The sequence below is a fragment of the Microbacterium sp. AC026 genome (assembly GCF_979258475.1).
Map to the genome: position 1 here is coordinate 2243938 of NZ_OZ409857.1, position 24565 is coordinate 2268502.

A 24565-nucleotide genomic window follows, 5' to 3' on the forward strand; every position below is an offset into this window, starting at 1 on the left:
TCGCAGGATCAGCGAAGCAGCAGGTTCGGCTGCAGCAGGTACTTGAACGAATCCAGACCGGCCTGGTCGACCGAGGTCTGGCTCGTGATCAGCACGGGGCTGAGCTTGTTCGCGTTGTCGCTCGACGTGAAGGTGACGCGGACGAACTCGCTCTTGACCGCGCCGAGCGCCTCGATGAGGTACTGCGGGTTGAGGCCGAGCGTGACGTCGTCGCCACCCGAGAGGATCGCGTCGACGGACTCGGATGCACGCGCATGCTCACTGCCCGACGCATCCATCGTCACGCTGTCGGACGTGAACGTGAAGCGCAGCGGAGCTGCTCGGTCGAGCACGAGGGACACACGGCGCACGGCCTCGACGAGGTCTGCGGTGTTCACGACCGCGTAGTGCTCGGTCTGCTCCGGGAAGAGACGGCGGACCGGAGGGAAGTTTCCCTTGATCAGCAGCGAGGTGACCGTCTTGTTGCCGGCCGTGAACGCGATGATCTCGCGGTCGCCCGCTCCCGAGAACGCGATCTGGATGGTGCCGGCGTGACCGAAGGTCTTTCCGACCTCGAGAAGAGTGCGTGCGGGCACCAGTGCGCTGGCTTCGACCGCTTCGCCGTCCCACGGCACGTCGCGGAGCGAGACGCGGTAGCGGTCGGTGGCCACGAGGCTGAGCGTCTGACCGGAGACCTCGAGCTGCACTCCGGTCAGGACCGGGGTGACGTCGTCGCGCGAGGCGGCGAAACCCACCTGGCTGATCGCGGTGCCGAAATCGTCGGCGGGCACGACGCCGGAGGAACCGGACACCTCGGGGATCGACGGATATTCCTCGACCGGCATGGCTGCGAGGGTGAACCGCGCCGAGCCGCAGGTGACCGTGATGCTGCCGTCGTCCTCGACGGCGATCTCGATCGGCGCGTTGGGAAGGCGGCTGGCGATGTCGGAGAGCAGTCGACCGTGCACCAGGATCGTGCCCGGTGTGTCGACGGTGGCTTCGATTGTCGTGCGCGCGGATGCCTCGTAGTCGAACGCCGAGAGCGTGAGACCGGAGCCGTCTGCCTCGATCAGGACGCCGGCGAGGATCGGCTGCGGGTTGCGCTGCGGAAGCAGCTTGACCACGAACGACACGGCCTCGCTGAAGACATCGCGGTTGACCTGAAACCTCACGGGTGCTCCCTTGTCGTCGTTCTGAGACGTGTCGTCATCGGTCCTGCCAGTGCAGGGCTTCCCATGCTAGCCCCCAACTCGGGAGTATCCCTACGACCGGATCAAAGCTCGGGCCTGTCGGACTTTCCCCACCCTCTGGTGATCGGATCGCCCCTGAATTGAATTAACTCCTTAACGGTGTTAACACCTGTGGATACTGTGGATAACTCGGTGGAAAGCAGACGCGAGTAGGGAACTACACGGTTGTCAGTTGTGGAATCCCTGAGGAATCCGCGGGTGGACGGCATCCGTCGGGTCGAACCGTCTCCCACAGTTATCCACAGGTTCGGCGGTTTCACACACATTCGTCCCGACCTGCAGGCGAGTCATCCACAAGTTATCCACATGTGCAAACTGGCATCGATCTGCTCCGTCGTATGCCGCTCACACGCACGCAAAGGGGGTCGCAGCCTCCTATCGGAAGCTACGACCCCTTTTTCGAGGCGGCGTGGACTCAGCGTCGACCGAGCTGCGTGGTGATCTCGGTCACCTGGTTGTAGATCGAACGGCGCTCCTTCATGAGCTCGCTGATCTTCTTGTAGGCGTACATGACGGTGGTGTGATCGCGGTTGCCGAACAGCTGGCCGATCTTCGGCAGGGACAGACTCGTCCGCTCGCGGCACAGGTACATCGCGATCTGGCGCGATGTGGCGATCTGCTGAGACCTGCTGGAGCCGTACAGGTCGTCGACCGTCAGCTTGAAGTACTGCGCGGTCGCAGTGATGATGTCGGTCGGCGAGATGATGTTGTCCTCTGCCGTGTCGATGATGTCGCGGAGCACCGTCTGGGCGAGCGAGATGTCGAGGGCCGAACGGTTCAGGCTGGCGAATGCGGAGACGCGGATCAGCGCACCCTCGAGTTCGCGGATGTTCGACGACACCACGGTGGCGATGTACTCGAGTACCTCGTCGGGAATATGAAGCGCCTCGCTCTGCGCCTTCTTGCGGAGGATCGCGATGCGCGTCTCGAGGTCGGGCGCCTGCACGTCGGTGATCAGGCCCCATTCGAACCGACTGCGCATGCGATCCTCGAAGCCGGTGAGATGCTTCGGCGCGACGTCGCTGGTGATGACGACCTGTTTGTTGTGGTCGTGCAGCGTGTTGAAAGTGTGGAAGAACGCCTCCTGGGTCTCCGCGCGACCCTGTAGGAACTGGATGTCGTCGATCAGGAGGATGTCCACATCGCGGTAGCGGGCCTGGAAGGCTGCACCTCGGTTGTTCGCGATCGAGTTGATGAAGTCGTTCGTGAACTCCTCGCTGGAGACGTACCGGACCTTGACCCCTGCATAGAGGGATTGGGCGTAGTCGCCGATCGCGTGCAGCAGGTGCGTCTTGCCGAGGCCCGAGTCGCCGTAGATGAAGAGCGGGTTGTACGCCTTGGCCGGCGCTTCGGCGACGGCGACGGCTGCGGCATGGGCGAACCGGTTGGACTGCCCGATGACGAAGTTGTCGAAGGTGTACTTCGGGTTCAGGCGGGACTCGTGGCGCAGCTGCGTCGGCTGCTCCATCGGGGATTCGACGCGGATCTGCTCCTGGCGGCCGTAGTCGGCGACCGCGATGGGCGCCGTCGGCTGCTCGGCGAGCTCATGATTCACGACCACGCGGTACGACGTCACCTCATCGCCGATGTGGGAGAGGGCCTCCATGATCGGAAGCCGCAGCCTCTTGTTGATCTGCGCGGCGGTGAGATCGTTCGGGACCTCGAGATAGAGGGTGGCCGCCATCACGCCGGCCGGAACCGCGAGACTGAGGAATCCCTGGAGCTGAGGAGTGACTCGGTCGTCCGCCTCGAGGAGCTCCTGCACCGTGGTCCAGATCGGAACGTCGGGCTGGGCAGGTGATGACATGACGCTCCGTGCTGAGGGGACGACGGGCCGTCTGGATGACGCGGCCCGCCTGTGGATAACTTCGGATGCCACGGTAGTCACCACGGCTGGGAACGGCAACCTGCCTACGGGAATCCGCGCGCGTGTTGCTCATACGTGCACGCCGCAGGGTTGTGGATAATAGCTGTGCGGATCGTGCCTGAGCTGGTGGTCGAAGCGCGCAGATTTGCTCTGCGCGCCGTCAAGACGTACCCTTAATCGGTTGACTTATGCCTGAACGGCAGATCCCTATGTCTCCGGTCAAAATGATCCCGGTGGCAGCATTCCCGGAGTGATTCCATGAGCAAGCGCACCTTCCAGCCCAACAACCGTCGTCGCGCCAAGAAGCACGGCTTCCGTCTTCGTATGCGTACCCGCGCCGGCCGCGCGATCCTTTCGGCTCGTCGCGCGAAGGGCCGCACCGAGCTCTCCGCGTAGATCGCTGTGCTCGCCCGCCCGTATCGTGTGACCCGCGGGAGCGACTATCGACTGGTCGTTCGACGCGGATCCCGTTGTGGCGGAGCCAAGGTCGTCACCTCGATGCTGACGACGGGCGAGAGCAGAGCCGCGAGGTTCGGATTCATCATCAGCAAGCAGGTGGGCACCGCTGTGGTGCGCAACACCGTGCGCCGGCGACTCAAAGCCGTGTGTGCGGACGCGCTGACGCGGGTCCCCGAGGGCACGGATGTCGTCATCCGTGCCCTTCCTGCATCCGCGACCGCGACCTACGCCGAGCTGAGTGCGGACGTGAACCGGTGTCTGGATCGTCTCGGGCAGCGGCCATGACCGCTCTTCCGGCATCCTCGATCGGCTCCGCTCAGCTTCATGCCGGTGACGCGATCCGCAGCATCCCGCTGATCCCCCGGAATCTCGTCCTGGGGCTCCTCGCCGGGTACCGCAAGGTGATCTCCCCGATGTATGGAGATGTCTGCGCCTATTACCCATCTTGTTCCGCTTACGCTGTAGGTGCGGTGCAACAGCACGGCGCAGTGCGGGGAGCGGCGCTCTCGGCGTGGCGCATCGTTCGTTGCAATCCCTGGAGCCACGGCGGCGTCGATGACGTCCGTCCGCACGAACACTTCCGTTATGACCTGACCGCTCACGGTTTCGTCGTCCCTGCCCGAAAGGATTGATCGGTGGGTCTTGACCTTCTGCTCGCCAGCGCAACACCCTCGCCGGAGCCTGCCTCCGGCGGCTTCGATCTGATCGGAACCATCCTCTGGCCCCTCAAGTGGGTCGTCGAGCTCGTGCTCGTCGCCTGGCACTGGCTGTTCACGGCCGTCGGTCTTCCTGCCGCATCGGGTCTGACCTGGGTGCTGTCGATCGTCGGTCTCGTGATCGTGGTCCGTGCTGCCCTGATCCCGCTCTTCGTGAAGCAGATCAAGAGCCAGCGAAAGATGATGGAAATTGCTCCTGAGCTGCGAAAAGTTCAGGAGAAGTACCGGGGTAAGAAGGATCAGCTCTCTCGCGAGGCCATGAGCCGCGAGACCATGGCGCTCTACAAGAAGCACGGCACGACGCCGATGTCGAGCTGTCTTCCGCTTCTGGTGCAGATGCCCATCTTCTTCTCGCTGTTCAGCGTTCTGAGCGACGTCTCCAAGCACCACAACCTGGGTGTCGGCGGCGTCGGTCTGCTGAACGCCGAGCTCACCGAGCAGTTCTACAACGCCGAGCTCTTCGGTGTCGCATCGCTGCACGAGACGCTGGGGAACGCGGTCGACGCGGGGAACACCACAGCGATCATCATCCTGGTCACGCTCGTCGTGCTCATGATCGCGTCGCAGTTCTTCACGCAGCTGCAGATCATCTCGAAGAACCTGTCGCCCGAAGCCAAGACCGGCCAGGCGTACCAGATGCAGAAGATCATGCTCTACGTGCTGCCTCTCGGCTTCATCTTCTCGGGCATCTTCTTCCCGCTCGGCGTGGTCGTCTACTGGTTCATCTCGAACCTCTGGACCATGGGACAGCAGTTCCTCGTCATCCGTGAGATGCCGACTCCCGGATCTGAAGCGGCGAAGGCTCGTGAAGAGCGTCTTGCTCGCAAGGGCAAGGCGATCGACGCCTCGGGCAAGGTCGTCCCGATGGCGGCATACGAAGCAGAGCAGCAGCGTCTGCTCGAAGAGGCGGAGCGCGCGAAGGCGCAGGCCCCCAAGCGTCAGCAGCCGGTGGGCAAGAAGCGTTCGAAGAAGAAGGGGAGCGGTTCGTGACGACCGACAACGTGACCGAGACCGTGGAGCCCACGGTCGCAGAGCTCGAGAACGAGGGCGACGTCGCCGCTGACTACCTCGAAGAGCTGCTCGACATCGCCGACATCGATGGGGACCTCAACCTCGACGTGCGGCAGGGCCGCGCATATGTCTCGGTCGAGGCTGAGGGAGACGGACTGGCGCTCCTGTCTGCACCCGACACGGTGCAGGCGCTTCAGGAGCTCACGCGTCTTGCGGTCCAGAGCAAGACGGGTTCGTTCTCGCGATTGATCCTCGATGTGGGCGGATCCCGCGATGCGCGCCGCCGTCAGCTCGAGACGCTCGTGAACGCAGCCGCAGCCAAGCTCGACGATGGAGCGACCCAGGCGTCGCTGCCCGCTATGTCCAGCTATGAGCGCAAGCTGGTGCACGACATCGCGGCCGATCAGGGTCTCGTCTCCGAGTCCTACGGCGAGGGTGCCGACCGCCACACCGTTCTGCGTCGTCGTTGACGTCTCACATGCGACGTCAGGCCAGCGGGATGCGGTCGTGAGTGACCTGGAGATCGAACCGTCGGTGGCGGTCGATCTGTTCGGCGATCGGATCGAGCTGGCCCGGCAGTTCACGGCGGCTCTCGCCCAGCATGGCGAGGAGCGAGGACTCATCGGTCCTCTCGAGCTCCCGCGTTTGTGGTCCCGGCACATCTTGAACAGTGTCATCGCCGCGCCGTTGTTCCACGGTTCGGTCGCAGACATCGGTTCGGGTGCGGGGCTGCCCGGTATCGTCCTCGCTATCGCGCGACCCGATGTGCACTGGACGCTCGTCGAGCCGATGGAGCGCCGGGTGATCTGGCTGAACGAGCAGATCGCCGAGCTGAAGCTCACGAATGTCGAAGTTCTGCGCGCGCGTGCCGAGGAGGTGACTCCTGCGAGCTTCGACGTCGTGACAGCTCGTGCGGTGAGTGCTCTGAAGACGCTGATCCCGCTCACCGCTCCGCTCGTGCGCGATGGAGGCGAACTCACCCTTCTCAAGGGAATGAATGCCGCCAACGAGATCGAAGCAGCGCAGAAGCAGATCAAGAAGTTCCGCCTGTCGGACGTCCGCGTCGAGACTCTCGGCGAGAACGTACTGCCCGAGACGACGCGCGTGGTGAGGGCAGTCGTCCGCTGACGGGTCGATGCCGCGGCTTAGGAAGCTGACCTTCGTCGGGATGGACCTACATTCCGCGTTCGAGATGTACCCGCGCGCTAGAGCGCAGGTGGTGGGTGACTTGGCCACGCACGGTGGTCATGGGCCTGGCACTGTTGTGATCTGCCTCTGCAGCATATGAGGTCTATTGTCGGGGCTCGTCCGGTTGAGCCAGACCTGGTCACCGCGCGAGGCCGGTAGAGTCCCTCGACGATCGTGCCACGATTCGAGTTTATGGCTGATGAGAAGGGTTTTCTTCCGACCCTGGTCGTGCACCTGTGTGGGAGCTCCGTTGCGACGTGACGAGGCACTCAAGCGCTGCTGGATACGGTCAGCAGTGCCGGATAGCCGCCGGCACTCTGCCCTCGCCGTCAAGACTGTCCCGGGATCACGGTCGGTGGTAACGGAACGTGGGCGTGTGGCACGACAGATCAGGCTTCACAGCAGACGTGTCCGGTGTCGGAATCCGGAATGGGTCTGTCCCCGTGTGCTCGTAAGCGAGAGTGTTCGCCCCTCTGGGAACGACCGGGGGTCCTGACGATGTTTCACGTGAAACATGGTTAGGACGACTGCCATGCGGGGGTAAGTCGGGGCGGGCCGAGGTGGGGTGAAGGGATTCCGCCGACAACTTGCGGTGGTCCGGGTCACGAGGGCGTTGCGCTCGCTGGTCTGATCTGTGCCACTCAGCCGCACTTCGAGGCACTGCGGACGGCTGCTGTGCGCTGCGATGCTCGTCGCTGCGCGGGGAGCGGTGCTGCGAGCTACCCTTCTTCTTGGCGCCGGGTCTGGATCTTTGCTTTTCGACCCACGTCACTTCACAGCAGCGAACTTCACCTCACTGAGCTGCCCTAGACCGCACTACACCGTGCGGTCTGCAGTGATTTCTCCTGTTCTGATCTGCGTTCTCGTGATCTGACCTGCGCTACTCGGCCGTGTGCCGTGTGCCGTGTGCCGTGCGCCGTCTGTTGGGCGTTCTGACTACTGAGTGGGGTCCGCGCGTGGTGGAACCCACGTGCGGCACTCAGAGCTTGTGGACAGGGGACCCGGTCCACCCGGGAGTCGTATGTTTCACGTGAAACAGTCGTTTCGTCGCTGCCACGGAACGGGTCACGGTTTTCCCTCGCGTGGCTACGGATGGCATCCCGGTACACCATCCGCCGGGGGAGCGTTGTGAGCTGACAACCAGATCATGGCGCCGAGGAGCGGGACCGTCTGCTCTAGGCATGGTGGGCGGCGGAACATAACTGGAACTTTCAATCGGGTATCGCGGCGGAACCGGTCAGGCGGCTGTTCTGACCCGCTGCCGCTGACAACATTCGGGCGACAGGGTGACCTGGCAACACCCTGATCAGTCTCACCGGGATTCTTGCGGCGTGCGGGAGTGAACGACCACCCTTCGACGGCACGAATGGACACCTATCCTCGGACTGACCGCGTCGCGTTATGCGGCAGGCACAAGTGTTTCACGTGAAACATTGAGCGGCGGGTGGTGATGTCTTTGGATGATTGCGAACGCGCGAAGGCAGGAACAGGGGGAGGGTCTCGGGGGTCAACCGCGACGTGGCGATCGAAGGCACGCTAGTGGCGCATCGTTACTGCCTGCCGGAAACAGTCGGATTGACGGCCCAAAAGACTAGTCATCGTCTGACGATCCCAGTGACTTGATGTGCGAAGCCCCGCCCGCAGTCCAGTCGCTAGCGCACTGATGTGACAAGGCATCGGGGGTATTGATTGTGCGGGGATTCTTTGGCCGGGGAGCGGCCGTCCCCAGTATGAACGACAGAAGCCCCTGAATTGGCGCGAGGCTCGGTGTCGAGCCCGAGCAGCAGCGGGCCGGAGAGTGCAGCGCAATGGCACGCCGCAGTCGCCGCTGGCCCCCCTGCCGCCGATGTCGGCGAGGTCCACCCCGACGTCGGGTGCGGCGGTCTCGCGCAGGGATCCCGGATAAATCCCAGTTCAGCGGGGATCCTTGCACCATACGAGCTCGGCAGCTGTGGCCAGGCGGCACGCGTGACTCGTGCTGGGTTGCCGTCAGTATCACGCAAGGGAAGAGCGGACGGGACTCTATGGACGAACGTTTCACGTGAAACACCGCGAGTGTTGTTTCGCGCCTGCGGTTCCTTCGTGGGTCGACGCCAGGCTCTAGTTCCTCATCGGACCCAACGTGTGCCAGCTCACCCTAGAGCGATGTTTGCAGCGAAGAGCCGAGGCCGTCGACGCGCCTTGGCCCAATCTTTGATAGCTGTGCAGCATGCGAACAACGTACTTCGTTAGCGCCCGTCTGAGCAGATGTTTCACGTGAAACACCGCTGAACTCGTGAGGCGATGGGTGGGGCTCGACCTCGAATAGTCGGTCTCACGTGACCACGGCGCTACCCTTCGTCATCCGACTCGGGTTGGGTGTGTGAAGCCGCGCGTGGCGTGCCCGATGCGTCTCTGATGAGTACGTGATCTGCGCGTGGGTGCCCCCGAGGTGAGGTTCACTGGTGACATGACCCTGAGGCAATGAGCACAGGCGCTCCCGCAGCGGAGCGAAACCCGTCGCGGCTCACGGTGATGCGCCGGCTGGATGCGGCGTATAACCCGAAGCAATAGTGGGGGCCCGCTACCACTCGGCTAGCCGGAGCAGCTCTGGGCGCGAAGGCAATCGCGTCAGGCTGCACCCGATCCGGCTAGAACGCTCCTGTGACTCACGTCGGCAATGTTCCACGTGAAACATCGATATGGTGAATGCATGGTGCGCATGCTCATCACTGGGATGTCCGGCGTCGGCAAGTCCAGCGCGCTGCACGTACTGGGGGAGCGGGGATACTCCGTCGTCGATACCGACTATGGACCGTGGACAACCGAGTCGGGACTGTGGGATGAGGTCTTGATGGGTGCGCTTCTCGGGGAGAGCACTGAAGTCATCGTGTCTGGCACGGTGTCGAATCAGGGTGCCTTCTACGACCGATTCGACCATGTGGTGCTCCTGTCAGCGCCTATTTCGGTGATGCTCGATCGTGTTGGTCGGCGATCTTCGAATCCCTACGGCTCGACGAGGGTGCAGCAAGACGAGATTCGCACGAACCTCGAGACCGTGGAGCCGCTACTGCGGGCGACATCCACCTGCGAGATCGACGCAACTCAACCGCTGACCGCCGTTGTCGACCGGATCGAGCAGCTTCTACGATCTTGACCGAGGCCGAGGTGCGTCAGATGTTTCACGTGAAACTATGCGGCTGTCGACCGTCACCACGGACCTCGGCGCACCGGGGGAGGATCCGGTTCCACGCGATAGTGGTGTGAGGGACGCTGACGAGTTCTGTGCGACCGGTTGGTCTCCCCGAAACGAGGGGCCTCAGCGACGGAGACTCGTCGAGTCCCGTAAGCCGCTCGCGGACAGCCTCTTTCACAGAGGGCAGGACATCCGTGTGGGCCGAGCACAGAGACCTCCCCTCTCCTCACGCCGACGAAATGACCGACACGAACTGGTCACAGGCGCGACAGATGGTGCAGTGCGTGGACGTCGTCCCTCCATGCGTGTCGCCCGATCTCCGGTGCGTCAGGACGTCCAACGGCACAATGAACACCCAGGCCAGAAGGCGAAAGTGCCACTCTCTCCGCAACGGCACGCCCGGACGAGGTATCACCGGCCTGCACGACTCAGGAGGGATTCGAGAAGGCAACGTCTGCCGCAGCGATTAGAGTGGAACACGGCCCCGAAAGGAGTGGATGTTTCACGTGAAACAGCCCGAAAAGGCATCACCGAAGGACTCTTTCGGGATGGATACGCCCCTCGCGCGGGAACTCGCCGATCTCTCCGCACGACGCAGAGCACTCGAGACCGTGTCCATCGACTTCGCCGGCGACACCCGCATCCTGACGGTCTCCAACCAGAAGGGCGGCGTCGGTAAGACGACGAGCGCCGTCAATGTCGCCTCTGCACTCGCGGGTCTCGGAGCACGGGTCCTTGTGATCGATCTCGACCCCCAGGGCAACGCCTCGACCGCGCTCGGTGTGCCGCACAACGCCGAGACTCCGAGCGTCTATGACGTCCTGATCGAAGACACCCCGCTCGCCGACATCGTGCAGCAGAGTCCCGAGGACGAGAACCTCTTCTGTGCACCGAGCACCATCCATCTCGCCGGCGCAGAGATCGAACTCGTCGCGCAGGTCGCACGGGAGCATCGACTGCGACGCGCGCTCGAGGAGTATCTCGTCGACAACCGTATGGACTTCGTCATCATCGACTGCCCTCCGTCGCTCGGGCTGCTCACGATCAACGCCTTCACCGCGGCGAACGAGGTCTTCATCCCCATCCAGTGCGAGTACTACGCGCTCGAGGGTCTGAGTCAACTGCTCGGCAGCATCCAGATGATCCAGAAGCACCTGAATCCCGGACTGCACCTCTCCACGATTCTGCTGACGATGTTCGACGGACGCACGCGACTCGCGCAGCAGGTGGCGGACGAGGTCCGCACGCACTTCCCCGAACAGGTGCTCGACACCGTCATCCCGCGTTCCGTGCGGGTGTCGGAGGCACCGAGTTTCGGTCAGACCGTGATCGCCTACGATGGGCAATCCGCCGGCGCCGTCGCGTATCGCGAGGCCGCTGTCGAGATCGCGTCGCGCACGGCGACGCAGAGCAAGGAGAAATGATGGCGAAGCGCACTGGACTGGGTCGGGGCATCGGAGCCCTCATCCCGACGGCTGATCAGTCCGAGCGTCCCGTGGACGTGTTCTTCCCCGGAGCCAATCTGCGTCCGGCGACGGAGCAGACCAGTGACCAGCCCGCAGCAGAAGCCGACCTCGAGGTCGTTCCCGGCATCCACCTCGTCGAGGTGGATCCGCAGAAGATCGTGCCGAACCCGCGTCAGCCGCGCACGCACTTCAACCCCGAAGACCTCGCAGAGCTCGTGCACAGCGTGCGTGAGTTCGGCGTTCTGCAGCCGGTGGTCGTTCGCAAGAACAGCGACGGCGAGTACGAGCTGATCATGGGGGAGCGGCGCACCCGCGCCGCGCGGGAGGCGGGCCTCGAGAAGATCCCAGCGATCGTCCGCGAGACTGCCGACGAAGATCTCCTGCGCGATGCTCTGCTCGAGAACCTGCACCGCTCCGAGCTGAATCCGCTCGAAGAGGCCTCGGCATACCAGCAGCTGCTCGAGGACTTCGGGATCACCCAGGAAGAGCTCGCCACGCGGATCGGTCGGTCGCGCCCTCAGATCAGCAATACGATCCGTCTGCTCAAGCTCCCCGTTCCCGTGCAGCAGCGTGTGGCGGCGGGGGTGCTGACGGCTGGACACGCTCGCGCGATCCTCAGCCTGGAGTCACCCGAGGCCATGCAGCGTCTCGCCGACAAGGTCGTGAACGAGGACCTGTCGGTGCGCGCGACCGAGGTCGCTGCGAAGACGGAGCCCGCAGCACCCGGCCGGACGGCGAAGCCGACTCCGGGCGCTCGACGGGCGTACCTCGACGAGGTGGCCGGCAACCTCGGGGATCGCCTCAACACTCGCGTCAAGGTGTCGCTGGGCGCTCGAAAAGGCCAGGTCATCATTGATTTCGCATCGATTCAGGATCTGAACCGCATCCTCGGTGAACTGGGCGAATCGGGGTACGGTCCGGCGTGATTCCGCCGCTCGACCCCTGAGCGGTCGTAGACTCTCGACATCTCGTCGATGAGGGGGAGTCATGTCCGGAGCAGCGAGTCCAGTGAAGTTCCAACGCCGCGTCATCGCGGTGAGTATCGCCGCAGCACTCGGTGGCTTCCTCTTCGGATTCGATACCGCCGTGATCAACGGCGCTGTCGATGCTCTCGCGGGGAACGTCTCGGGCTTCGACCTCGGGGTCGGGCTCAAGGGCTTCGCGGTGTCGTCGGCCCTGATCGGGTGTGCCGTCGGTGCGTGGTTCGCAGGACCGATTGCGAACAAACGCGGGCGAATCCCCGTGATGGTCTTCGCGGCGGCGATGTTCTTCGTCTCCGCCATCGGCTCGGGACTCGCGTTCAGTGTGGTCGACCTCATCATCTGGCGAGTGGTGGGCGGTCTCGGTGTCGGTGCGGCATCCGTCATCGCTCCCGCATACATCGCCGAGGTCTCGCCTGCCCGGGTGCGAGGTCGACTGGGCTCTCTGCAGCAGCTCGCCATCGTCACCGGAATCTTCGCCGCTCTGCTCTCCGACGCGTGGCTGGCGGGCCTCGCGGGTGCCGCAGACCAGCCTCTGTGGGGACTCACCGCCTGGAGATGGATGTTCATCATCGAGGCGGTGCCCGCACTCGTCTACGGGATCATGTCGTTCCGTCTGCCCGAATCGCCGCGATATCTCGTGCGCAAGGGCGATCTGAAAGGCGCGTCCCAGGTGCTCGAGACGGTCACGGGGGCCGTTGACGTCGACGCGAAGATCCAGGAGATCACCAGCACCATCGACACCGAGCGCAAGGAGTCGCTGAGCGACCTGCGGGGCAGTCGTCTGGGGCTCAAGCCGATCGTGTGGGTCGGCATCCTGCTCTCCGTGTTCCAGCAGTTCGTCGGCATCAACGTCATCTTCTACTACTCGACGACACTGTGGCAGTCCGTCGGCTTCGATGAGTCGAGCGCCCTGCTGACCTCCGTCATCACGTCGGTGACCAACATCGTGGTGACCATCATCGCGATCCTGCTGGTCGACAAGGTCGGCCGACGCATCATGCTTCTCGTCGGCTCTGTGGGTATGACGGTGACGCTGGGCCTCATGGCGCTCGCCTTCTCGTTCGGTGAGCTGAACGCCGAGGGCACAGCGACCCTGCCTGACCCGTGGGCGACCGTCGCCCTCATCTGCGCGAACGGCTTCGTGGTCTTCTTCGGTGCCACCTGGGGTCCGCTCGTCTGGGTCCTTCTGGGAGAGATCTTCCCGAACTCGATCCGCGCCGGCGCACTCGCGGTCGCGGCAGCAGCCCAGTGGGCAGCGAACTTCTTCATCTCGACCACCTTCCCTGTGTTCGCCGAGATCGGCCTCACATTCGCCTACGGCTTCTACGCGTTCTTCGCGCTGCTGTCGTTCTTCTTCGTGTACTTCAAGGTGCCCGAGACCAAGGGTCGCGAGCTTGAGGAGATGACGGACGAGCTGAAGGTGGAGCGCCGGGGCACCCGCAGGGCGACGTAGGCTGGAAGCATGACCGAGTCAGTTCCGCGCCGCGCCAGCCTCGAAGTGCTGAGAGCAGAAGCGTCGGACGAACTCGCCGTGCTGATCCAGGAGAGACTCCTCGGCGGGGAAGACCCATGGGAGTTCATGGAGGAGCTGCCGAGCGTCGATGAGCTCGTCGTCTACCTGCTGCGAGCCGACAACATCACCGCGAACGACGGTGTGCGACCGAACGCGGCTCGGCACTACCGGGTGCTGCGCCAGATCGCGCTGGAGTACCCCGAGCTCACGCCGGCGGTCTGGGGCCTTCTCGACGAGAAGCAGCGGCACCGACGCTGGGACCCGTCCGTGGCCGACGCCTCCTAGGCTCCCACCGTGCCGCGGATGCTCGTCTCCTACGACCCGGAGTGGCCGAAGCAGTTCGAGGCGTTCGCCGCTGAGATTCAGACGGTCGCGGACGCGGATTGGCTGATCGAGCACATCGGATCTACGGCGATCCCCGGCATGCGCGCGAAGCCGATCATCGACCTGGCCGTCCGCATCGTCGATCGCAGCGACTTCGACGCGCGCAGGCCCGCTCTGGAAGCCGCAGGATGGCGCCTGGGCAGCGCTGTGCGCACGCACCCGGTCATGATCCGCGAATCTGACGGCGTACGGATCGCGATCGCGCACTTCTTCGTCGAGGAGGAGTGGGATGCGGTGCACCAGCGCATCCTGCGGGACTGGCTTCTGGAGCATCCGGAGGATGCCGATCGCTACGCGCATGCGAAGTGCGACGCCGTCGCCGCTCAGGCGAGGGGGAGGACGACCTACAACACCGCGAAGTCGCCCATCATCCAGGAACTCGTCGACCGCGCTCGCGCGTCTCGAGGACTTCCTCCGGTGCGGATCTCCGACAAGTAGTCGGCTCTCGTCTCAGGAATGGGGACGGAAGCGGCTGGGTACGAGAAAGGGCCGCCACCCGGAGGGGTGACGGCCCTGAAGACTGCAGGATCAGCCGATGAAAGCCGCGAGGTCCTGCTCGAGGGCCGGCTTCGGCTTGGCGCCGATGATGGTCGTCTTGACCTCACCGCCCTGGAACACCTTCATCGCGGGGATCGAGGTGATCTGGTACTTCATCGCCAGCTGCGGGTTCTCGTCCACGTTCAGCTTGAGGATGGTGATCTTGTCGGGGTTGTCCGCCTGGATCTGGTCCAGAACGGGGGCGACCATACGACACGGTCCGCACCACTCGGCCCAGAAGTCCACGAGGACGGGACCTTCGGCCTGCAGAACGTCCTGCTCCCAGGTCGCCTGGCTCGTAGCCTTTGCACTCATCAGAGTTCTCCTTGATTCGAGGTTCGCCTGCTACAACAGCGGGCGAGGTGAAAGTGTTCCCGTCCGCTCAGGCGGTGATGATCTCAGCGGCTTCGGCGGCCGGGAACTCGACCGATGCGTCTTCGAGGTCCGCCAGGAAGTGCTCGGCGTCGAGAGCGGCGACCGTGCCCGAGCCAGCGGCCGTGATGGCCTGACGGTAGGTGGGGTCGATCACGTCGCCGGCGGCGAACACACCGGGGACCGAGGTGACGGACGAACGGCCGTCGACCCAGATGGTGCCCTCGGCGGTCAGCTCGAGCTTGTCGTGCACGAGGTGCGTGCGCGGGTCGTTGCCGATCGCGATGAACAGGCCGTCGAGCGCGAGGTCGCTCAGCGTGCCGTCGACCGTGTTGCGCAGCTGCACGCCCGTGACGGAATCGCCACCGAGGATCTCGGCGACCTCGCTGTTCCACACGAACTCGATCTTCTCGTTCGCGAAGGCCCGCTCCTGCATGATCTTCGAGGCGCGCAGGGTGTCCTTGCGGTGGATGACGTAGACCTTCTCGGCGAAGCGGGTGAGGAACGTGGCCTCTTCCATCGCCGAGTCGCCGCCGCCGACGACGGCGATCGTCTTCTCGCGGAAGAAGAAGCCGTCGCAGGTGGCGCACCACGAGACGCCGTAGCCCGACAGGCGCTCTTCGCCCTCGATGCCGAGCTTGCGATAGGCGGAGCCGGTCGCGTAGATCAGCGACTGGGTCTCGTGCACCGTTCCGCTGCCGAGGGTGACCTTCTTGACGGGGCCGGCGAGGTCGAGCTCGGTGACGTCGTCATAGACGACCTCGGTGCCGAACTTCTCAGCCTGCTCCTGGAACTTCGCCATGAGCTCGGGGCCCTGGATGCCCTCGGGGAAGCCGGGGTAGTTCTCGACCTCGGTGGTGTTCATCAGCTCTCCGCCGACCTCGACCGTGCTGGCGATGAGCAGCGGCTTGAGGTTCGCGCGCGCCGCGTAGATGGCGGCGGTGAATCCGGCGGGACCGGAACCGATGATGATGACCTGACGCATGTGCTCTCCGTCGTAGATGCTGAGACGCCGAAAGACGTTCGACTGCTTCAACCAATGGTAACCGCGCGACATTCCCGCGCGAGGGGGCTCAGCGGCCCGGCAGGAAACGCCGCAGCATGCCGCTCGCGACCTTGAGCTCCGGAGCGCGCAGGACAGCCAGGATGCCGATGTAGACGACCACGACGGCGAGGCCGATGATGCAGGTGCCGATGGCTCCCTGGATCTTGTCGGACGTGGTCCACCCGGTCGGGCCGCCGAGCAGGAGGAAGACGCCCCACCCGGCGAACCCGGCAGGAACGGCAGCGACGGCGTAGCGGACGACAGCGGTCATCCAGGTGCGGATCTGGAGTCCGCCGATCTTGCGGTGCAGCAGCCAGCTGGCCACGATCATCTGCAGGGTGCTCGCGATCGACTGGCCCAGCGCGATGGCTGCGGCCAGCATGGTCACCTCGATGATCTCGGCGGCGAGCAGCCACTGCGCGACCAGAGCGGTGACGACCACGAGACCGCACTGGAACAGCGTGAACCAGAAAGGCGTGCGGGTGTCGCCGTAGGCGTAGAAGGTGCGTTGCACGATGAAGAGGATCGTCAGCGGAACCAGGCACACGAGGAAGGCGAGCAGCACCAGCGCCGCTCCTTCGGCGTGCGACGCCTGATTGGTGAAGACTCGCGACGCCGGAATCGCTGCCGCGGCGACCGCGGCGACGGCGACGGCGATGAAGAAGAGCAGGGTGCGGATGCTCTGGGCGATGTCTGCGCGGACCTCGGCATGTCTGCCGGCCGCCGCGTGCTCGCTGATCTGCGTGAAGTAGGGCGTGCCGATCGACAGCACGATGATCGAGTACGGGAGCATGAAGATCAGCCAGGCGTACTGGAAGGTGGCGACGGACGCGCCTCGTCCGGAGGCTTCGGTGAGGATCTGGGTCTGCACGAGTCCGGCGCCGAGGCTCGTCAGCGCCATGAGGAACGTCCATCCGGCGAGCCGTCCGACGTTGCCGAGTCCGACGCCGCGCCAACGGAAGTCGGGGCGGAGCGCGAGACCCGTGCGGCGCCAGAAGATCAGCAGGATCGCGGCCTGGATCACGATGCCGAGCGTGGCCGTTCCACCGAGGGCGGCGATCATCTCGGGAGTCCAGTCGGAGACGCGGGTGAGCGGGCCGCCGAACAGCGCGCCCACGACGAGGAAGCCTGCGATCGACACGATGTTGTTGATGACCGGCGCCCAGGTGAAGGGCCCGAAGATCCGCCGTGCGTTGAGCGCCTCGCCCAGCAGCGCGTAGAGCCCGTAGAAGAGGATCTGCGGCATGCACCAGTACGCGAACGCCGTCGCGAGCGCGAGGAACTCCGCGGAACCCTCCTTGCCGGCGTAGAGCCACACGAGCCAGGGCGCGGCGATCGTGGCGATACCCGTGATGACGACCAGCACGACGGTGCCGAGCGTGAAGAGCTTCGAGATGAAGGCGTTGCCACCGTCGGCGTCCGCTGTCGCCTTGACGATCTGCGGGATGATCACCGCGGTCAGCACGCCCACCGAGATGAGAGAGAAGACGTTGTTCGGCAGCTGATTCGCGATCGCGAAGGCGTCTGCGGCGCCCGCACCGACCGAGCCGATCACGCCGACGAGGACGATGGTTCGCAGGAGCCCGGTGACGCGCGAGATGAGCGTTCCGGCCCCGATCAGTGCGCTGGCGCGGCCGAGACTACTCATTCAGCTCCTCGACGGTATCCGGTGAGGAGGTCGCCTGTTCTTCGTCGCCGGCGAGGGCTTCACGCCGCCGGCGTCGGACGGTGCGGATGATGCCGAGACCGAGCAGCAGCACGATCAGACCGCCGAATGCGGCGAGCCCGATGGTCTCCCATTCGGCCCGCACCGAGACGCGCACGCGCTCGGGCTGACTGATCGGCACACCGGTGGGGCTCGAGAGCGACAGCGTCAGGGTGACCTCGCCACTGCCCACTCGGGCCGACACGGGGACCTTCACCCTCGTCGTCGTGCCGGGCTGGATCGTCCACGGCGTGACGGACTGCACCTCGAGGCGCGGGTCGCTCGGCTTCACCGTGAGCTCGATGTTCACCGGCCATGGCAGGTCGTTGCGCACCGAGAACGGGAGGTCGGCGTTGGCGGAGAGCAGCTGGATGGTGCTCGCCGGAGGGATGTCGACCGCGTTCAGCGTCTCGGTCGTCTGCTCGTTCACGTCGGCGACGGCCTCTGAGAAGCCCTTGTCCGTCAGGCCGACCGCGGTCGCCCGCATGATCTGGATGCGCTTGGGGCTCAGCAGAAGCTGGCTGTCGTCGAGGATCGTGGAGAACTCGCCGAGCACGACCTCGCTGTCGAGCATCCCCTGCAGGGCCGTGGCTCGTGCCGGGTCGGGCTCGGTCGAAAGGGTCGAGGGTGTCGCCGGGATCGCGAGGACCTCGGAGAGACCGAACCCGAGGGAGTCGACCGATGAGACGGCCTCTCTGAGCGCATCAGCGGTGCGGGTCTCGTCGCGGTCGAGTCCGATCAGAAGCGGCGTCGTCGGACTCTCCTGAGCTGACAGGGCGAGATAAGCGCTCGCCTCGGCCAGCGACTGCTGACGGGCGGCGTCGTCGTCTTCGCTCGCCGCCTGCGACAGAGCATCCGATGCGGCATCCACGGCGACCAGCACGCTGTGCGAATCGATCGCGGCGTGCGCGCCGACCGCACCGCCGACCGCTGCAGAGGAGAGGACTGTGACCGCGCCGCCGCTCAGGTACGTCGAGAACGTGTCGAGATCGGCGGCGGAGACATCGCTGCGGGGCCACAGAATGCCGGGGGTCGACCCCTCGACGGCCATGAGCTGTGCGTCGTCGGGCAGCACCGGACCGTCGGTGGGCTGAGGGCTCGGCTCATCACTCGGTGTCGGCACGGGAGTGGGTGCGCTGCCATCCGTCGGCAGCGAGGCGGGAGTCGGCGCGGGAGTCGCGGTGGGGGTCTCGTCCGGAGGCTCGGTGAAGCTGCTGAGGGTGAGGAACGGCGCGAGCGTCGTGGGCTGCAGCAGTCCCGGAAGACCCGCCTGCGCCTGTGTGGTGGCATCGGCATCGCCGAACTGCAGAGAGAACCGCTCGTTGGGCAGAGCGTCGAGAAGTCGCAGCCACTCGCGCGCGCTCTGCGGCGCCGAAGAGCCGAGCACGCGGATGGCGGCGGGGATCGCCGGGTCGATCGCCAGGGTCGCGGACGTCCCTCGGACACCCTCGATCGTCGCGGTGAGTGCGCCGTCGGGCGCGGTGAGAGCGCTGAGCTCGTCCGCGGTGAGAAGGGCGCCGTCGGAGGGCGTCGCCGTGATCGGCACCATCACGGCGACGGGCGGATTCGCGGCAGCGGTCACCACGAGCACGGATGTCGACGTCACCGTTCGCGCGGCATCCTGACCCTCGTTCTGCGCTCCGCTGAGCGTCGCGCGCAGCGGGTACACACCCGGTGCGAGGTCGCCGAGAACTTCGGGAGGCAGGAAGAGGCTCGTCGTCGCGGAGGTCTCGGCGTCGACCGGTGCGACGGTGTCGGTTCCGAGCTGGTCGAAACCCCCTGTGGCGTCGGAGTCATCCAGCCACGTCGTGACCGAGGCTTCGTCCGCGAGCGGAGTGCGGTTGATCTCCAGAGTGACTCGTCCGGCGGAGAGTTCGGACTTCGCGTCGTTCTGCACGGTGATCGAGGCCGTCGTCGCTGTGCCAGGGGCGACCGTTCCGCGCACCCCCGCCGACAACAGGAGCTCGACGGAGGACGCCTCTGACTCGTCATCGGCGGCTGCCACCGCGCTGCCTGCGCCCGTGCTGACCAGGCCGAGTACGATCGCCGAGATGACGGACCCGCGCGCCAGGCGCTGCAGGCGCGTGCGGAGGCCGTTCTCGAAGATGGTCGCGGTCATGAAGGTCTTCCTCGAACGCCGGGATCCCAGGCTGCTCGTGAGTGGTGACCTTGTGATTCTAGGCCGCTGGCTGAATGAGAACCCTGAAGACGCGTAGAGTGACGGCCGTGTCCGACACCCTCGCCCCCACGCCCGATCCGCTCCGCAGCACCGCGCTCGCCGCAGATCTCGACGCCGCGGATCTCCGCTCGGAGCCGCTCCGTCGCCTGTGGGGCGAGGAGGAGGACGACGCGCTGGCCAGAGGCATGCGCGAGCCGATCCTGCGCGCGATCGCCGGTGACGACGGTGTGCTCGCGACTCTCGGCAGGCTGTTGGTGCTCGGGATGCCGCAGCCGATCGCCGCGGTGACGACGGCTCTCCCGAGACTCGGAGCGGACGGCCTCGTGGCCCTCGGCCTCGCGAGGATCGAGGGCGACGAGGTGATCCCCACTGCGCTGCTGCGTCCCCAGTCGTTCGTCGACGCCGACGGGATCGGCGAATGGTGGATCGCCAGCGATCTCGACGAGGTGGCGCTCGACGGCGCGCTGCCCGCGGATCACGTGCTCGGAGTCGGCGGCGCCTCCCGTACGCTCGCCGAGGTCATCATGCCGATCGAGGTCGACCGTGCCCTCGATCTCGGCACCGGATGCGGCATCCAGGCACTGCTCGTCGCTCGTCACGCAGGATCCGTCGTCGCCACGGACATCTCGGCGCGAGCGCTCGCCTATGCCGAGTTGAACGCCCAGCTGAACGGCGTCTCGAACATCGAGTTCCGATTGGGCAGCATGTTCGAGCCCGTCGGGGGAGAGGCGTTCGACCTGATCGTGTCGAACCCGCCTTTCGTAATCACCCCGCGTGCGGAAGGGGTCCCCGAGTACGAGTATCGCGACGGGGGACTCGTCGGTGACGCGCTCGTCGAGCAGTTCCTCCGTGCGGTTCCGTCTTTCCTGACCCCGGGAGGCGTGGCACAGCTGCTCGGCAATTGGGAGTCGCGCGGTGGCCAGGCATCGCTGAGTGGACGCGCGGGTCTCGATCGCCTCTCGTCGTGGGTTCCTGGCGACCTCGATCTGTGGGTCATCCAGCGCGAAGAGCTGTCGCCGCTGGGCTACGCAGAGCTGTGGATCCGCGACGGAGGCACGACGCCCCGCGATGCCGCGTTCACCCCGCTGCTCACCGCATGGCTCGATGACTTCGCCGCGCGTGGCGTCACCGCCGTCGGATTCGGCTACATCCTGGTGCGGCGGCCGGCAGGCGGCGGAGCGCCCCTGCGTCGTCTCGAGCGCGTCGCACAGCCCGTCTCGAACGTGGGCGGGGCGCTGCGTTCGGGTCTCGCGGCGCACGACGTGCTCGCAGAAGGACTGCCTACGACGCTGATCGTCGCTCCGGATGTCACCGAGGCACGACATCTGCTTCCGGGCAACGACGATCCGAGCATCATCGAACTGCGTCAGGGCGGTGGCTTCGCACGGACCATCGCGGTCGACCCGGCGCTCGCCGCTCTCGTCGGGGCCTGCGACGGCGAGCTCACGGTGATGCAGATCGTCGCAGCTCTGGCCGACCTGTTCGAGGTGCCGCTCGTCGACCTGTGGGCCGACCTCGAGCCCCGCATCCGCCAGCTCGTGCTCGACGGTCTGCTGATCCCGGGGAGTGATGCAGGAATACCCGCTCGCATATATGCGTTCGAATACACCATGAAGGCTTTCGGATTCCTCTCCTTCGGGCACTATGCAGACGTGCCCGGTTCGGCGACCCGCACCGCGGAGGACATGCTGAAGCAGACCATCGAGATCGCGGAGGGTGCCGACGAGATCGGCGTGAACGGCGCCTCTGTGCGCGTGCACCACTGGGCTCGCCAGGCGGCGTCGCCCATGCCGCTGCTGTCAGCCATGGCTGCGCGTACGAAGCGCATCGAGGTCGGCACCGGCGTGATCGACATGAGGTACGAGAACCCGTTCCAGTTCGCTGAGGAGGCGGCGGCACTCGACCTGATCGCCGACGGTCGCATCGCGCTCGGCGTGAGCCGCGGGTCACCCGAGACGGCTCTGCGCGGATACGAGACCTTCGGCTTCCCCGACGAGGAGGACCCCGAGCGCGGCAGTGTCATCGCTCGCGAGAAGTTCGACCTCTTCCTCCGTGCGATCGACGGCGAGGGTCTCGCCCCCGGCGACCCCCGCATGGTGGGAGCCGGCCGATACCTCGCGATCGAGCCCCAGTCGCCCACCCTGCGCGACCACATCTGGTGGGGCTCGGGTTCCCGCGCCACCGCGGAGGAGACCGGCCGCAAGGGTCTCAACATGATGAGTTCGACCCTGCTCACCGAGGCGACCGGTGTGCCGTTCCATCAGCTGCAGCGCGAGCAGATCGACCTGTTCCGTTCCGCCTACAAGGAGGCAGGACACACCGGAGCACCTCGCGTCTCGGTGAGCCGCAGCGTGTTCCCGCTCGTCTCGGACATGGACAGGGCGTACTTCGGTCTGCGCAGCGAGGAGAATGCCGACCAGATCGGCATCATCGACGGCTTCCGCTCGACGTTCGGCAAGACGTATGCGGCCGAGCCCGACGTGCTGATCCAGCAGCTCTTGGCTGACGAGGCCGTCATGTCGGCAGACACTCTGTTGCTGACGATCCCTAACCAGCTGGGCCCGGCATACAACCTCCACGTGCTCGAGGCGTTCGCGACCCATGTCGCCCCGGCGCTCGGCTGGAAGCCGAACACCGAGGGTCCCGTGCAGGGAGATCCGGTCTGACGATCGACCGCAACTGCGGATGAAGGGGCGGATGCGAACTGCATCCGCCCTTCTTTTCCTCGACCGGCGAGCCGATATATCGATAGCCTGGCCGCATGCGAGCGCCCAAGAGCGGATTCCTGGCCGGAGCCATCGTCCTCGTCGCAGTGCTTGTCGGCGCGATGCCGGCGGCCGCAGCCACCACCACCACATGGTCGACCTGGCAGCCGCTCACCGGTGTGGGCGGCGCGTACACCACCACCGTGCAGGTGGCAGCGCAACCCGCCCTCACCGCGACGATGACCAGCGATTCGCGCGCAGGGCAGGTCGGAGTCATCTCGGGTGCATCGACCTGGCTGTCTCAGGGCACCCCCGTCGGCGAGAAGTACGGCAGCAGCATCGATCAGCAGTATCTGAACCTGCGGCCGAAGGTCGACAGCCCCACGAGCCCCTCGACGACGACCTACTCATTCGCACGGCCGACGCCGACATCCGGCTGGACGTTCGTGCTGGGCGACATCGATGCTGACTCCGTGCGCATCCAGGCGATCGGCGTCGACGGTCAGACACTCACCGCCGAGGATCTCGGCTTCAACGGAGGCTTCAACTACTGCGCCCCCGGCATCGCGGGCAAGCCCTCGTGCTCGGGAGACGCCGCGGATGTTCCCGCCTGGGACGCCGCGACCCAGACCCTCACGGGCAATGCGGCCGCGTCTGACACGAGCGGCTCGGCGGCCTGGTTCGAGCCGTCGGTGCCGATCACCTCTCTCACGTTCTTCTTCACGCAGCGCTCCGGATTCCCGATCTACCAGACGTGGTTCGCATCGATCGCACGGGACATCACAGGGACCGTCACCGATCAGGCCGACGGCCCGCTGCCGGGGGCCGCTCTCGCGCTCGCGGATGCGAACGGCGATGTGGTCGCCACGACCACGACGGATGCCGACGGTGCGTACTCCTTCCCCGGCTTCGTCGCGACCGACGGATACACGGTGACGGTCACTGTCCCGGAAGGCAAGATCGCCGTGTCGCCGTCGGCGCAGGCCGTCGACCTCACGACCGACGACGGCAGTGCCGACTTCGAGGTGCGTGACATCGTGCCTGTCGCGGTCTCCGGTCGCGTCGTCGACGAGGAGGACGCCGGGGTTCCCGGTGCCGTCATCACGATCGACGGCGTCGAGCCGGTGGCGACCGACGCGGACGGCGGATTCCTGATCGAGGGCGTTCCGGCCGGTCCGCACACCGTCGAGATCACTCCTCCGCCCGGATTCACCACGACCGAGACCGCTGAGATCATCGTCCCGGACGACAGCGAGGAGCCGATCGTCCTCGAGGAGCTGGTCGTGGTCGAGAACCCCGACCTCAGCGGCACGGTGCGGGTCGACGGAACGGGCATCGCCGATGTCACGATCGCCGCCTCAGACGGCGTCGACACGGTCACGACGGTCACCGACGACGAGGGCATCTTCACATTCCCGCGACTGCCGGCGGGAGAGTACGAGATCACGATCACGCCCCCGACGGGTACATCGCAACCGGACCGACGACTCGCACCGAAGAGCTCACCACGGACGACCTCGCGGGCATCGACTTCGAGCTCGCCCGCCCGGGATCGATCTCGGGCGCGGTGCTCACGGACGAGGGCGACCCTCTGGCCGGCGTGGTCCTCACGGTGGAATCGGATGACATCTCGCAGGAGGTGACCACCGACGCCAGCGGCGCCTACGCAATCGTCGACCTGCCGCCGGACACGTATGACCTGACGATCACCGCTCCGGAGGGACGCACGATCATCGGTCCGGCGACGGCCACCTTCGTCGTGACGGCTGCGGGAGAGGCGCTCGTCGGCCCGACCTTCACGGTCTCCGCCGCGGCCGTCACGCCGACGGACCCGACCACGCAGCCACCGACGCAGCCGACGACGCCGCCCGACACCGGGGCGGGCCAGCTGCCTGCGACAGGGCTCGGCTCCGAGACCTTCGTCTGGGCCGCCGCAGGCGCCGCGGTGCTCGTGGTCGGAGCTGTGCTCTTCCTGATCTCTCGTCGCCGCTCGAACCGCGACTGAGACACCGGGGCTGGATGCTGGCATCC

General features: G+C 65.7%; 21 protein-coding genes and 1 pseudogene. 16 read left to right on the plus strand and 6 right to left on the minus strand.

The genetic code is table 11. The annotated features are described in order from the left end of the window. Nucleotides 1–8 precede the first annotated feature (8 nt). On the minus strand, nucleotides 9–1151 hold the full coding sequence (dnaN, locus tag ACZZ93_RS11155; RefSeq protein WP_053098240.1) for a DNA polymerase III subunit beta: 1143 nt from the start codon (nucleotides 1149–1151) through the stop codon (nucleotides 9–11). Between the two features lie 493 nt (nucleotides 1152–1644). Next, nucleotides 1645–3036: a chromosomal replication initiator protein DnaA gene (gene dnaA, locus ACZZ93_RS11160; protein ID WP_053098239.1), complete on the minus strand. Its 1392-nt coding sequence runs from the start codon at nucleotides 3034–3036 to the stop codon at nucleotides 1645–1647. Between the two features lie 318 nt (nucleotides 3037–3354). On the opposite strand from dnaA, the gene rpmH reads away from it, so the two are divergent. From rpmH to ACZZ93_RS11220, 12 genes are all read left to right on the plus strand, one after another. Beyond that, entirely contained in the window at nucleotides 3355–3492 is a 138-nt protein-coding gene (rpmH, locus tag ACZZ93_RS11165) for a 50S ribosomal protein L34 (protein ID WP_022889115.1), read from the plus strand. Between the two features lie 27 nt (nucleotides 3493–3519). Then, entirely contained in the window at nucleotides 3520–3840 is a 321-nt protein-coding gene (rnpA, locus tag ACZZ93_RS11170) for a ribonuclease P protein component (protein ID WP_230101163.1), read from the plus strand. Continuing rightward, entirely contained in the window at nucleotides 3837–4187 is a 351-nt protein-coding gene (yidD, locus tag ACZZ93_RS11175) for a membrane protein insertion efficiency factor YidD (RefSeq protein WP_072592157.1), read from the plus strand. The genes rnpA and yidD overlap by 4 nt, the downstream gene beginning before the upstream one ends. A gap of 3 nt (nucleotides 4188–4190) precedes the next feature. After that, complete coding sequence (gene yidC, locus ACZZ93_RS11180; RefSeq protein WP_056275685.1) at nucleotides 4191–5261, plus strand: membrane protein insertase YidC; 1071 nt, start codon at nucleotides 4191–4193, stop codon at nucleotides 5259–5261. Continuing rightward, nucleotides 5258–5752 carry a Jag family protein gene (locus ACZZ93_RS11185; RefSeq protein WP_056275682.1) on the plus strand — a complete coding sequence of 165 codons (495 nt, stop codon included), beginning with the start codon at nucleotides 5258–5260 and terminating at the stop codon, nucleotides 5750–5752. The genes yidC and ACZZ93_RS11185 overlap by 4 nt, the downstream gene beginning before the upstream one ends. Before the next feature lie 37 nt (nucleotides 5753–5789). Beyond that, entirely contained in the window at nucleotides 5790–6410 is a 621-nt protein-coding gene (gene rsmG, locus ACZZ93_RS11190; RefSeq protein WP_463511116.1) for a 16S rRNA (guanine(527)-N(7))-methyltransferase RsmG, read from the plus strand. A 2752-nt stretch (nucleotides 6411–9162) separates the two neighbouring features. Next, nucleotides 9163–9606, plus strand: coding sequence for an AAA family ATPase (locus ACZZ93_RS11195; protein ID WP_463498375.1), 444 nt, complete (start codon nucleotides 9163–9165; stop codon nucleotides 9604–9606). 587 nt (nucleotides 9607–10193) lie between these two features. Next, nucleotides 10194–11069 (plus strand): ParA family protein, encoded by an 876-nt coding sequence (locus ACZZ93_RS11200; RefSeq protein WP_269464941.1) that lies wholly within the window; start codon nucleotides 10194–10196, stop codon nucleotides 11067–11069. Further along, complete coding sequence (locus ACZZ93_RS11205; RefSeq protein ID WP_083569415.1) at nucleotides 11069–12037, plus strand: ParB/RepB/Spo0J family partition protein; 969 nt, start codon at nucleotides 11069–11071, stop codon at nucleotides 12035–12037. Before ACZZ93_RS11200 ends, ACZZ93_RS11205 begins: the two co-directional genes overlap by 1 nt. 61 nt (nucleotides 12038–12098) lie before the next feature. Next, a complete protein-coding gene (locus tag ACZZ93_RS11210; RefSeq protein ID WP_053098230.1) occupies nucleotides 12099–13547 on the plus strand; it encodes a sugar porter family MFS transporter in 1449 nt (482 codons plus the stop codon). A gap of 9 nt (nucleotides 13548–13556) precedes the next feature. Continuing rightward, on the plus strand, nucleotides 13557–13892 hold the full coding sequence (locus ACZZ93_RS11215; RefSeq protein ID WP_053098229.1) for a hypothetical protein: 336 nt from the start codon (nucleotides 13557–13559) through the stop codon (nucleotides 13890–13892). Between the two features lie 18 nt (nucleotides 13893–13910). Next, nucleotides 13911–14429 (plus strand): GrpB family protein, encoded by a 519-nt coding sequence (locus tag ACZZ93_RS11220; RefSeq protein WP_320489778.1) that lies wholly within the window; start codon nucleotides 13911–13913, stop codon nucleotides 14427–14429. A 90-nt stretch (nucleotides 14430–14519) separates the two neighbouring features. Here the strand turns inward: ACZZ93_RS11220 and trxA are convergent, their stop codons facing one another. The 4 genes from trxA to ACZZ93_RS11240 form a co-directional block, all read right to left on the minus strand. Next, the gene (trxA, locus tag ACZZ93_RS11225; RefSeq protein ID WP_042541543.1) at nucleotides 14520–14843 is read right to left on the minus strand and encodes a thioredoxin; all 324 of its coding nucleotides are present in this window, start codon (nucleotides 14841–14843) and stop codon (nucleotides 14520–14522) included. Nucleotides 14844–14910: 67 nt separating this feature from the next. After that, nucleotides 14911–15885, minus strand: coding sequence for a thioredoxin-disulfide reductase (trxB, locus tag ACZZ93_RS11230; RefSeq protein ID WP_053099317.1), 975 nt, complete (start codon nucleotides 15883–15885; stop codon nucleotides 14911–14913). Between the two features lie 88 nt (nucleotides 15886–15973). Further along, a complete protein-coding gene (murJ, locus tag ACZZ93_RS11235) occupies nucleotides 15974–17593 on the minus strand; it encodes a murein biosynthesis integral membrane protein MurJ (protein WP_463511117.1) in 1620 nt (539 codons plus the stop codon). Next, entirely contained in the window at nucleotides 17586–19769 is a 2184-nt protein-coding gene (locus tag ACZZ93_RS11240; RefSeq protein ID WP_463511118.1) for a DUF6049 family protein, read from the minus strand. The genes murJ and ACZZ93_RS11240 overlap by 8 nt, the downstream gene beginning before the upstream one ends. 74 nt (nucleotides 19770–19843) lie before the next feature. Here ACZZ93_RS11240 and ACZZ93_RS11245 point away from each other — a divergent pair. From ACZZ93_RS11245 to ACZZ93_RS11260, 4 genes and pseudogenes are all read left to right on the plus strand, one after another. Then, nucleotides 19844–21385 (plus strand): annotated as a pseudogene (locus ACZZ93_RS11245) (class I SAM-dependent methyltransferase); the annotation flags it as partial. 54 nt (nucleotides 21386–21439) lie between these two features. Further along, a complete protein-coding gene (locus ACZZ93_RS11250) occupies nucleotides 21440–22495 on the plus strand; it encodes an LLM class flavin-dependent oxidoreductase (RefSeq protein WP_463511737.1) in 1056 nt (351 codons plus the stop codon). 95 nt (nucleotides 22496–22590) lie between these two features. Then, a complete protein-coding gene (locus ACZZ93_RS11255; protein ID WP_463511119.1) occupies nucleotides 22591–24177 on the plus strand; it encodes an MSCRAMM family protein in 1587 nt (528 codons plus the stop codon). After that, nucleotides 24147–24539: a carboxypeptidase-like regulatory domain-containing protein gene (locus ACZZ93_RS11260; RefSeq protein WP_463511120.1), complete on the plus strand. Its 393-nt coding sequence runs from the start codon at nucleotides 24147–24149 to the stop codon at nucleotides 24537–24539. Before ACZZ93_RS11255 ends, ACZZ93_RS11260 begins: the two co-directional genes overlap by 31 nt. Nucleotides 24540–24565 lie beyond the last annotated feature (26 nt).

What these genes read in the sequence shown, in the direction of transcription:
- dnaA (WP_053098239.1), bottom strand. Translation starts at nt 3,036, where the DNA reads ATGTCATCACCTGCCCAGCCCGACGTTCCGATCTGGACCACGGTGCAG.
- rpmH (WP_022889115.1), top strand. Translation starts at nt 3,355, where the DNA reads ATGAGCAAGCGCACCTTCCAGCCCAACAACCGTCGTCGCGCCAAGAAG.
- yidD (WP_072592157.1), top strand. Translation starts at nt 3,837, where the DNA reads ATGACCGCTCTTCCGGCATCCTCGATCGGCTCCGCTCAGCTTCATGCC.
- ACZZ93_RS11195 (WP_463498375.1), top strand. Translation starts at nt 9,163, where the DNA reads ATGGTGCGCATGCTCATCACTGGGATGTCCGGCGTCGGCAAGTCCAGC.
- ACZZ93_RS11200 (WP_269464941.1), top strand. Translation starts at nt 10,194, where the DNA reads ATGGATACGCCCCTCGCGCGGGAACTCGCCGATCTCTCCGCACGACGC.
- ACZZ93_RS11205 (WP_083569415.1), top strand. Translation starts at nt 11,069, where the DNA reads ATGGCGAAGCGCACTGGACTGGGTCGGGGCATCGGAGCCCTCATCCCG.
- ACZZ93_RS11210 (WP_053098230.1), top strand. Translation starts at nt 12,099, where the DNA reads ATGTCCGGAGCAGCGAGTCCAGTGAAGTTCCAACGCCGCGTCATCGCG.
- ACZZ93_RS11215 (WP_053098229.1), top strand. Translation starts at nt 13,557, where the DNA reads ATGACCGAGTCAGTTCCGCGCCGCGCCAGCCTCGAAGTGCTGAGAGCA.
- ACZZ93_RS11220 (WP_320489778.1), top strand. Translation starts at nt 13,911, where the DNA reads ATGCTCGTCTCCTACGACCCGGAGTGGCCGAAGCAGTTCGAGGCGTTC.
- trxA (WP_042541543.1), bottom strand. Translation starts at nt 14,843, where the DNA reads ATGAGTGCAAAGGCTACGAGCCAGGCGACCTGGGAGCAGGACGTTCTG.
- trxB (WP_053099317.1), bottom strand. Translation starts at nt 15,885, where the DNA reads ATGCGTCAGGTCATCATCATCGGTTCCGGTCCCGCCGGATTCACCGCC.
- murJ (WP_463511117.1), bottom strand. Translation starts at nt 17,593, where the DNA reads ATGAGTAGTCTCGGCCGCGCCAGCGCACTGATCGGGGCCGGAACGCTC.
- ACZZ93_RS11240 (WP_463511118.1), bottom strand. Translation starts at nt 19,769, where the DNA reads ATGACCGCGACCATCTTCGAGAACGGCCTCCGCACGCGCCTGCAGCGC.
- ACZZ93_RS11250 (WP_463511737.1), top strand. Translation starts at nt 21,440, where the DNA reads ATGAAGGCTTTCGGATTCCTCTCCTTCGGGCACTATGCAGACGTGCCC.
- ACZZ93_RS11255 (WP_463511119.1), top strand. Translation starts at nt 22,591, where the DNA reads ATGCGAGCGCCCAAGAGCGGATTCCTGGCCGGAGCCATCGTCCTCGTC.